Source organism: Mesobacillus sp., from assembly GCF_049588175.1.
GTDB lineage: Bacteria > Bacillota > Bacilli > Bacillales > Cytobacillaceae > Mesobacillus.
This window is the reverse complement of record NZ_JBAVFI010000312.1, coordinates 1-9,978: the sequence shown is the minus strand read 5'-3', so window position 1 is coordinate 9,978 and position 9,978 is coordinate 1. Positions and strand designations below refer to the sequence as shown.

Below are 9,978 nucleotides of genomic sequence, written 5' to 3'. Positions count from 1 at the left end.
CCATTCAAAGTGAAAATCTCCCGCAGAGTGGTTATGATAAGGTCTCTTATGACCATTCGAAGTGAAAATCTCCCGCTGAGTGGTTATGATAAGGTCTCTCATGACTATTCGAAGTGAAAATCTGCTGCTGAGCGGTAATGGTAAAGGCTCTCATTGCTACACCGAGTGTTAAATATCAAGATTGATCAAGAAGGGCATAATTCGTCCTTCTTTTTTATTTTTGAAAGGGAACAGTAAGGGTAAAGAATCGAACATGTAATAAGAGAGGGGGACCACCATGAAGTTGAATATGCAGCTTGTGATTGCATTTTTCGTTTCTTTAGCAGGATTCGTTGCCATGTCATTGCTGGTGCGTGCCAACCATATAGTGCGCTTTGACGGGTACATAATTTCCTTCATCCAAGGTACTGAAACGGCATGGCTAACAACAGTAATGAAATTCTTTACTTATATCGGAACAATTCGTTTCATAGCGGTTCAGTCAATTTTTGTGTTGTTCTTCCTGCTAAAAGTGCTTAAGCATAGATTGGAAATATTAATTTATTTGGCTGTTGTTTTCTGTACGCCAATATTGAATAGATTATTGAAACTTTATTTTGAAAGAGCTCGTCCTGACTTGCACAGGCTGATTGAGATAGGCGGATATAGCTTTCCCAGCGGGCATGCGATGAATGCTTTTGCATTTTACAGCATACTTGCTTTCCTGCTATGGCGCCATGTACCATCACGTCCAGGTAGAGTAACTGTCATTCTGATCAGCAGTTTTATGATCGCCGCCATTGGGACAAGCAGGATTTATTTAGGAGTCCACTATCCAAGCGATGTAATCGCAGGCTATCTAGCGAGCGGTTTTTGGGTCACTACTGTCATATGGGTGTTTCAAAGATATCAGGAAAGACACTTCCCTGCCTTGGCCGGTGCTCAAAACTGATAATTAAGTAAAAGTGAAAAAGCCTGCTAGCCTTCCGGCGAATAGCAGGCTTTCCTTTATTTTTCGGTCAATTCTTCAATGCTTTTTCCTTCGACGAATTTTGGGGTTTCCAGCCCTAAAATTTCATAGACTGTCGGTGCGATGTCCAGGTTGGAAATTGGCTTTAATTTCTCCTTTTTAGGAAAGTCTGGTCCCATTCCGAAAAAGACTGCTTTTAGCTTCTCACGTTCGGGGTTGCCCCCATGTGTGCCTAATTCAATAGCAGGTTTTACAACGTGAGCCATGCCATTACCCATAATGTAGCCTGGCGCTGCCATTAGAAGTACATCACCAGAATGGTTATCTTCCATGTCAGGCTTTCCTTTTTCACTCAATCGCTTTACGTCCTCATAAGGATAACTATCAGTAATGAAAACATGGCTGTAAAGGTCCTTTGTATTTTCTTCTAAGGAAACAAGGGAGAGACCTTCATTCCATATGCTCGTCCACATCTCCTGTAGATGATGGGTAACCACTCTTCCTTTTACATTCCTCTCAACTTTTACCTCCTTGAAGGCATTGATGATTTCTTCTCTTACTTGCTCATACTCACTTTTTGGTACGACACCGTATTTTTCCCGTGATTGAAGGTTGATATAAATATGTGCTGCCGAGCCGCTTGGAATGGCAATAGCCTTCGATTTTTTCATGTCTACCTTCCCATCGGAAGTCTCAATCAGCAGCCCTTTGTCCTTTAAAATCTTATTTGGCTCCAGCATGGAGTGGGCAGGCTCCATCCCGTGATCGGAAACAATGAATAAGTTTTCATTGTCTTCAAGTGAATTAGTGGTTTTTCCGACTACCTCATCCGCAACCTTGTATGCCCATTCAATGTTTTTCATATTTCGCTTCGATTTTTCAAGAGTATACCCCGGCTGCCTTGGATCTGTCAGCAGGTACAAGTGCTCCTGATGGTCGATTTGAGGCGCATAAAACATCAGAAGATCGGGATCATATTCTTCTTTAATAAATAGTGAAACATCTGTCACCCAATTAACAAAGCGCTCCGCTATATCCTCATATTCTTTTCGGCTGATCCACCCTTTTTCCAGTGCAATATCATCATCCTGAGCTGGGAAGACACCAAATTTTTCGCGGATGGTTTGTCTGAAGCCTTCTGGTCCATCAATTTCCCCGGAGGTGACGGCTGTCCTGTACAGCTTTGTTTCATTTTGCAAATCCGGGTCTCCAGACGCAAACCTGAACCAAAAACCTGCTACTAGATTTTCGTGTGCTTTTAAACTTAGGGAGCCCCAGTCATCACTTTTAACTCCTTTAGAGTCTTCCTTCAACTCCTTGGTTTCTGAAAGGATAAATTGATTGTAGTTTTCCCTCTGGTCATTGGAAGAGTCGTATGCCAACACATGAAGGGTTTGATCTTTGCCATCCTTAACCTTAATCTGGAAAGAGGATTCCTTTAGAGGGCTATAGCTGTGCGGAGTGTTGTTCCAATTAGCAGCTTCAATGAATCTAAGTTTCTCTTCCTTGCTGGGAGACCATGTATCTCCATAATAAACGGTATAGTCACCCTGTTTTCCAGTCTTTGGATTAGCTCCTGCAAAGGCAACTGTCGCAGTGGTTTTACCTTGCTTTTTCGCCTCAATCCACAATGGGTCAACGTCCAGCTTGCTCATAAAAGCATCCTGTTTATTTGTTAAGGCTTTGTCGGGCTCCTGCCACACATTACTTACAATCGAAGTTTTTAACGGGGGAGCCCCAGTCGCTATGGCTGCATGAGATGGGGCAGTTAACGAGGGACTGACTGTAGTCGCATGTTTTGCCATCGAGCCGTTTTTCACTACTTTTTCGACATTAGGGAGTTTTCCATCTTTTAAATATCTTCTTGTCAGGTCATTTCTCATCCCATCGAAGGAAATCAAAACGACCTGGTTATCATTTTTTGCAAATGCCGATAACTCCAATGTATTTGTTAAAAATAAAGTTGCTAGAATGAATGCTGTGAATATTCGTGTTGTCATAAAATCTCCCTTTAATATATATTCTCTAGTTTGTTTTACCTATTTTTTATTCTGTTGAAACTTTTTTCATCATGGCTAATACTGTAAACAATTTTGTACACCAAGATCCATCGTTTTAACTTACTGGGAAATGGGAATAAGAAAGAAGATAGAAGAAAGAGTTATACATATCATATTTCCCTCACATTTTATTGGTTTAATATTATGTACAACATAAGGTAAATGGGTTGGTGAAGGTCATATTGTGATTTTGTGAGCAATTTAATGATAAGAGGTGAGTGTGTGTACAAAAAACAGGAGAGAATGTTAATTTGGATGGCCTTTATTGTAGCAGCAATCATGGGGCTGTCTTTTATTGGTCGTATTTTTGCAGGTTAGAAAAGGAGAATGTTAAATGGGAAATGAAGAATCGGTCTTTTTCAGCCGTGTCTTAACTGAGCTGACGTTATCATTCCATATCATTTACGCAACCATAGGGGTGGGCATCCCGCTCATGATCATGATTGCTCAATGGGTCGGAATCAAAAAACAGGATGAACATTATATTTTAATGGCACGGAGATGGACGCGAGGCTTCGTCATTACCGTCGCCGTCGGAGTCGTTACCGGGACGGCAATCGGGCTCCAGCTATCTCTACTATGGCCGAACTTTATGGAGCTTGCTGGAAACGTCATTGCGCTTCCGCTCTTCATGGAAACATTCGCATTTTTCTTTGAAGCGATTTTCTTAGGAATCTATTTATATACTTGGGATCGATTTGAGAACCAAAAAAAACATTTGCTCCTTCTGATCCCTGTCGCAATAGGAGCTTCGTTTTCAGCAGTGTTCATCACAATTGTGAATGCGTTTATGAATGCGCCACAGGGCTTTGATCTTATGAACGGTCAGCTAGTGAACATCAATCCCGTTTTAGCAATGTTTAATCCAGCCATGCCAACAAAGGTAGCTCACGTTCTGGCAACAGCCTATATGACATCGGCGTTTGTTTTGGCATCGATTGGCGCATATCGGCTTCTTAAGGGATCAAATCATGTTTACCATAAGAAAGCTCTGTTTCTTACTTTAAAAATCGGACTTGTTTTTTCAATTGCTGCGGCTGTGATCGGCGATTTTTCCGGAAAATACCTGGCTGAATATCAGCCTGAAAAACTAGCTGCGGCAGAGTGGCATTTCGAAACGCATGAAGGGGCGCCTTTAATGCTATACGGTGTGCTGGATGACGGAGAAGTTAAATATGCGATAAAAGTGCCATATGCACTCAGTATATTAGCTCACAGCAATCCGAATGCCGAAGTCATCGGTCTCGACCAATTTAAGGAGGATGAAATCCCGCCGCTATACATCCATTACCTCTTCGACAGCATGGTGACAATCGGCATGTGGTTGACAGCTTTATCACTTCTCTATGTGCTGGGAGTTTGGTTTAAAATGAGTTTTATACATGTCAGATGGTTTCGCTGGCTCCTCGTTCTCGGTGGTCCGCTGTCAATACTCGCCATCGAACTAGGCTGGTGGTTAGCTGAAGTTGGACGCCAGCCATGGATCCTCCGAGGCATTTTGCGAACCGAGGAAGCTGCAACAACGAGCGGTCAGGTAGACACCATGCTGCTCATGTTCGCTGGACTTTATCTTATTTTGGGAATCGGAAGTGTGGTTGTGCTGACAAGGATGTTCCGCAAAAATACGGTTGAACAGGAGCTCGCTGACAGGGAATTGGAGAGGGGAGGTGACATGCGATGACACTTGAGATTATCGGAATTTCGGTCCTTTGGCTCTTTCTGTTTGGCTATGTCATCGTCGCCTCGATTGACTTTGGTGCAGGATTTTTTAATGCTTACAGTTTATTCAGGGGGAAACAGCATATTTTAACGCGGATTATCCAGCGCTATCTATCGCCGGTGTGGGAAGTGACGAATGTGTTCCTCGTCTTCTTTTTCGTTGGAATTGTCGGCTTCTTCCCTAAAACAGCCTATTATTATGGAACGATTCTGCTCGTTCCAGCAAGCATTGGGGTTGTTTTGCTTGCAATCCGGGGAGCCTACTATGCATTTACCACCTATGGCGGACTTCAGCATAAAAGATACACCTATTTATATGGACTTTCAGGCTTGTTTATCCCAGCTTCATTATCCATTGTGCTGACCATTTCGGAAGGCGGATATGTCAGTGAGAAGGCATCAGGGCTTGAACTTGATTACTGGGCTCTGTTCACTAGCCCGCTGACATGGAGTATTGTTGTTCTTAGCTTGGCTGCTGTTCTGTATATTTCAGCTGTATTCTTAACATGGTACGCAAATAAAGCTCAGGACAAACCGGCAACAGAGCTGCTTCGGAAATATGCGCTTATCTGGTCAGTGCCCACGATTGTTACTGCTACAGGTATCATCGTTGAGCTTAAGGACCATAACCCTGCGCATTACAGCCGCTTAATGGACTTTTGGTGGCTGTTCGCAATCTCGTTTATCTTATTCGCAGGGACTGTTTATCTGGTTGGGAAGGGGAAGGCTTATGGTGTAGCGTTCGGGCTTTTAACAGGACAATTCCTGATTGCCTTTTTCGCCTATGGCATCTCCCATTATCCATATTTACTTTATCCTTACCTGACGATTTATGACAGTTTCACTAATGAAGCGATGGCCATCGCTCTGATCATCGCTTTCGTAGCAGGATTGGGACTGCTGCTCCCATCATTGTACTTGCTGCTGCGGCTGTTCTTGTTTAACAAGGATTATGTACAGGGCAAGAGAAATGACCATGCATAGGAGGTATAAACATGGCTGAATTTTTAATGTTCTATGCTCCTTTTGTCGTCATCATCTTGTCCATCGCTGCCGCATTTTGGCTGGCGGGGAAGGATGGAGCGATTAGAGAGCGCGAATAAACATACAAAAAGCTGTAAAACCGCCTGGTTTTACAGCTTTTCTATTTGATGGATCTAACACAGTTTACGCCATAAAGTGGAACTATTAATGACTGATGTATTCTCAATGATGGAATACGCAGCATTCGTAATCGCCTGAGGCAGCGTTTCGCCAGTTGCACGGACGTCATTAAACCAAACTTCACATTCTCCAGCAGCGCTGAATTTGTAACCTAGATTTTCTAATTTTTCTGCAACCATCATTGCATGGTCAAGGTTTTGCCCTGGCTGGAAATCAGAATCATTGATAAAAACACCTTTCTCATAATCATACCAGCGGTCCCACCTATTTAACTTCCAGCCAAGAATCCTTCTAGCAATAGCGTCGGTTTTGTTCAACTGCTTCCACCTCTTTCTCGGGATTTTTTGTTTAAATTCCTTTTACAAAATTAGTTATGTGTTATATAACAGTTTATTCACTTTTATTATATTCTATAACAACAAAGGAAAACAACTAGAATCGTAAAATGACTTTATATTTTTTTACGTTAGATTTAATCTTCATTATCTTCCGGTTTGCCTGCTAATCTTTCTAATAATTGATATGGACGAACCTGAAATGCTTCAAATGGTACAGAATATCCATTCATCGCATCCAGAACACGAGGAATAAACTTTCCTCTTTTAATATAATGAGGAACAGTCAACGGATCTAACTTCACAAAGCGGACATCCTGCGTCTCAGCAGAGGTCCTTAAATTTCCCCCAATGCATTTGCCGTGGAATACAATTGAAATGGTGTTTCCGTTTGAGTAAACACCTGTTACTCCAAACAGCTTAACCTGTATTCCGGTTTCCTCGAGAATTTCCCTATGGAGTGCAATGTCTAAAGTCTCTCCATCATCCACTCCGCCACCGGGGAGCTCCCACGTATCCGATCTCCAATATGTTTTTACCAATAATGTTTCTTCTTTATCATTTGTGATATAACCGCTTACTGTTACATTTTGATTTGACTGATGGTCTGTACCTGTTGGAGTTAAAAAATCCTGATGATAATCTGAGTAAAGCTTGCCTAATTTTAATAGCTGCGCTTCTGCTTGCTGATTTAATTGATCCTTTTTTACTCTCTCTTCAATTTTCAAAAAGTCATCAAAGCTTGAATAATGCCACATTGTTAAAACTTCAGTTTCATCGGCAGTTAACCAGCGGCCAATTAATTCTGCTCCATTTTTTAGCTGGTTCGGCTTCACGTATTCTTCAAAGTATTGATTAAGCTCTTTCATTTTTCCTGTACAAACCTTGTGAATTTCTCTTCTGCAGAACATGAAAACCCTCTCTTTAAAAAATTAAATCTGAAATATTTTATTGTATGAATGAGAAAGTTTACTGTGTCTTATCAAAAGTAATTAAGTCTGTGAGCTTGCATGAATCTCTGCAGGCTTTTTTGCTGTCTTTCATAAATTCATCATTGAAATAGGGATTTTCTTTGATATTAGAAAAAACTATATTAAAAAATTTTTGACAATATGAACATCTGTACATATAATAAAACAAAAAGTTGCACTAGGTAAAAACTATAGTGTGGAGGAAAAAAAGATGGCTAGGACTAATATGATGACATTGTTTGAAGGTCAAAAAGGTGATTTTATAAAAATTTTGAATCTCACTCTAGAAGGAACAATGCGAAGAAGATTGCTTGATCTCGGTTTCGTGCCTGGAGCTATTGTCGAGGTTATAAGAAAAAGTCCACTTGGTGACCCTATTGCTTTTCGGGTGTGCAGTACATCAATTGCGTTAAGAAAAGAAGAAAGTATCAGTATAGAAGGGGAGCTGGTTAACAATGGCTGAGCGATATCGGATTGCGCTGGCAGGTAACCCAAACACCGGCAAAAGTACTTTGTTTAACACATTGACTGGTTTAAAACAGCATACGGGAAATTGGGCAGGTAAAACGGTTGATATTAAAGAAGGCTCGTTTTTATTTAAAGGAAAGTCCTATTCCATGATTGACCTGCCAGGTACGTATTCACTGTTTTCGAATTCACTGGATGAGGAATCAGCACGCAATTATATTATTTTTGAAAAACCAGATCTCACTATCGTAGTTTTAGACGCAACTGCCCTAGAGAGAAATATGAATTTGGCTTTGCAGGTGATGGAGCTGACTGAAAAAGTGATTGTATGCATCAATTTAATTGATGAGGCTGAAAAAATGGGCATTAAAATTAATGAGAAAATTTTGATGAGACGCTTGGGAGTCCCTGTTATCAAAATATCTGCCCGAAACAAAACTGGTCTGCCTCTGCTGCTGGATACAATGGAAAGAGTGATAACCGGAGCAATTCCATGTTCGCCTTTGAAAATTGCCTATGATGATGAAACGGAACAAAAGATCGAAAGTCTTTTACCAGAGGTTCAAAGTGTTTTCGGGGATAAAGTGCCTGCCAGATGGCTCTCGTTAAGACTTTTGGATGGAGATAAAAAGCTGCTGGAGGAATTAATGCAAAGGCATCTTAAGGAGGAGGTCTCAAGCTAATGGGGTATACATCATTAGAAAAACAGCAAATATTGAACAATCTGTTCGATCATGCAGAGCAGTTCTCATCCGAAAAAACACGTGACAAGATTGTAGAAGCTCTTTACAAGAACAGCAGCCAATTTATAGCAGAAGGAGTTAGATATTCTAAGACGAAGCATGACCAGCGAACGGAGCGATTAGATGCTATACTAACCTCGCCAATTTGGGGATTTCCGATCATGCTTCTTATGCTTGGAGCTGTTTTTTACTTAACAATAGCCGGTGCCAATATCCCATCCTCAATGCTCGCTGATTTTTTCGGCTGGCTTGAAGGATACATTACGATCCTTTTTACCATGGTGAATGCACCTGAGTGGCTTCACGGGGTATTGGTGCTAGGGTTTTATCGTGGAACTACGTGGGTCATAAGCGTGATGCTGCCGCCGATGGCAATCTTTTTCCCGACTTTCGCTCTTCTAGAGAATTATGGGTATTTACCTAGGGTTGCCTTTAATATGGACCGACTGTTTAAAACTGTAGGAGCTCATGGGAAACAGTCACTCACCATGGCTATGGGATTTGGCTGCAATGCAGCAGCCATGATGTCAACGAGAATTATAGAATCACCGCGAGAAAGGATTCTGGCAATCCTGACAAACAATTTCGTACCATGTAATGGCAGATGGGGAACATTGATTTTACTGGCATCCCTGTTTATGGCGGCTAATTTTACCGGAGGGATTAAATCACTAATAACCACCTCAGTCATAGTTGGCATCGTATTATTTGGGATCATTGTCACGTTCTCTGTTTCTTGGATTCTATCAAAAACGGTATTGAAAGGTGTTCCTACCCACTATACGCTGGAGCTGCCGCCATATAGAAAGCCAAAAATTTTCGATACGGTTATTCGTTCGTCGTTAAACAATTCAGTTTCTGTGCTTAATCGAGCGATTAAGGTTGCTGCCCCTGCTGGGATCTTGACCTGGGTATTGGCAAATATTGATATCAACGGCACGAGTATTTTGCTGCACATGGTCCAATACATTGATCCGCTTGGACAGATGATCGGTCTGGATGGTTATATTCTCATGGCCTTCATAATTGGATTGCCTGCAAACGAGATAGTCTTACCTGTCCTTTTGATGGGTTACCTCTCAACAGGTGAATTAATCGATACCGGTGGAATCGATAATATTAAGCAGGTATTCCTTGATCATCACTGGACTTGGCTGACAGCGTTAAACATGATGCTATTTTCACTGCTGCACTATCCATGCGGAACCACATTAATTAATATTTACAAAGAAACGAAAAGCAAAAAATGGACTTTTCTGGCCTTTATCATTCCGACAGTCATCGCTTTAGGTGTTACTTTCATCATTGCTCAAACAGTAAGGTATTTTGGGTGGGTTTGATGAGTACAGATTAATAGCAATTAAAAAATAAGGCAGTGCATTTTAAAAAATGCACTGCCTATTTTTGGTTTTACATTAGCAGGTATTACAAATAAGGTGTTAGTCCATTTATTCTCCCACAGGATCTTTAGGCCCGTTAAGATTCAATTGATAAAATGCTAAATCAAGCCATCTATTGAATTTAAATCCTGCTTTTTCTATTGTACCGGAATGAACAAAACCGAAATTT

The 9,978-nt window shown here is 41.2% G+C and carries 10 protein-coding genes and 1 pseudogene; 7 read left to right on the top strand and 4 right to left on the bottom strand.

Annotated features, from left to right (window positions below; translation table 11 throughout):
• Positions 1-277: 277 nt before the first annotated feature.
• Positions 278-931: a phosphatase PAP2 family protein gene (locus WB217_RS07680; RefSeq protein ID WP_423992176.1), complete on the top strand. Its 654-nt coding sequence runs from the start codon at positions 278-280 to the stop codon at positions 929-931.
• Between the two features lie 56 nt (positions 932-987).
• On the opposite strand, the gene WB217_RS07675 is transcribed toward WB217_RS07680, so the two are convergent.
• Complete coding sequence (locus WB217_RS07675; RefSeq protein WP_423992174.1) at positions 988-2,949, bottom strand: alkaline phosphatase family protein; 1,962 nt, start codon at positions 2,947-2,949, stop codon at positions 988-990.
• Between the two features lie 394 nt (positions 2,950-3,343).
• On the opposite strand from WB217_RS07675, the gene WB217_RS07670 reads away from it, so the two are divergent.
• Genes WB217_RS07670 through cydS form a run of 3 tightly spaced genes read left to right on the top strand, consistent with a single transcriptional unit; the run spans position 3,344 to position 5,831 of the window.
• Positions 3,344-4,690, top strand: a complete 1,347-nt coding sequence (locus tag WB217_RS07670; protein ID WP_423992172.1) for a cytochrome ubiquinol oxidase subunit I — start codon at positions 3,344-3,346, stop codon at positions 4,688-4,690.
• The gene (locus tag WB217_RS07665; protein WP_423992170.1) at positions 4,687-5,712 is read left to right on the top strand and encodes a cytochrome d ubiquinol oxidase subunit II; all 1,026 of its coding nucleotides are present in this window, start codon (positions 4,687-4,689) and stop codon (positions 5,710-5,712) included. The genes WB217_RS07670 and WB217_RS07665 overlap by 4 nt, the downstream gene beginning before the upstream one ends.
• Positions 5,713-5,723: 11 nt before the next feature.
• On the top strand, positions 5,724-5,831 hold the full coding sequence (gene cydS / locus WB217_RS07660; RefSeq protein ID WP_423992168.1) for a cytochrome bd oxidase small subunit CydS: 108 nt from the start codon (positions 5,724-5,726) through the stop codon (positions 5,829-5,831).
• A gap of 54 nt (positions 5,832-5,885) precedes the next feature.
• Here the strand turns inward: cydS and WB217_RS07655 are convergent, their stop codons facing one another.
• Positions 5,886-6,209, bottom strand: coding sequence for a BC1872 family protein (locus WB217_RS07655; RefSeq protein ID WP_423992166.1), 324 nt, complete (start codon positions 6,207-6,209; stop codon positions 5,886-5,888).
• Between the two features lie 155 nt (positions 6,210-6,364).
• Entirely contained in the window at positions 6,365-7,138 is a 774-nt protein-coding gene (locus WB217_RS07650; protein WP_423992164.1) for an NUDIX domain-containing protein, read from the bottom strand.
• A gap of 271 nt (positions 7,139-7,409) precedes the next feature.
• Here WB217_RS07650 and WB217_RS07645 point away from each other — a divergent pair, with 271 nt between their 5' ends.
• Genes WB217_RS07645 through WB217_RS07635 form a run of 3 tightly spaced genes read left to right on the top strand, consistent with a single transcriptional unit; the run spans position 7,410 to position 9,749 of the window.
• Positions 7,410-7,661, top strand: coding sequence for a FeoA family protein (locus WB217_RS07645; RefSeq protein ID WP_423992162.1), 252 nt, complete (start codon positions 7,410-7,412; stop codon positions 7,659-7,661).
• On the top strand, positions 7,654-8,349 hold the full coding sequence (locus WB217_RS07640) for a FeoB small GTPase domain-containing protein (RefSeq protein ID WP_423992160.1): 696 nt from the start codon (positions 7,654-7,656) through the stop codon (positions 8,347-8,349). The genes WB217_RS07645 and WB217_RS07640 overlap by 8 nt, the downstream gene beginning before the upstream one ends.
• A complete protein-coding gene (locus WB217_RS07635) occupies positions 8,349-9,749 on the top strand; it encodes a nucleoside recognition domain-containing protein (RefSeq protein WP_423992158.1) in 1,401 nt (466 codons plus the stop codon). Before WB217_RS07640 ends, WB217_RS07635 begins: the two co-directional genes overlap by 1 nt.
• Positions 9,750-9,857: 108 nt before the next feature.
• Here WB217_RS07635 and WB217_RS07630 read toward each other — a convergent pair.
• A pseudogene (locus WB217_RS07630) lies at positions 9,858-9,978 on the bottom strand (GNAT family N-acetyltransferase); the annotation flags it as partial.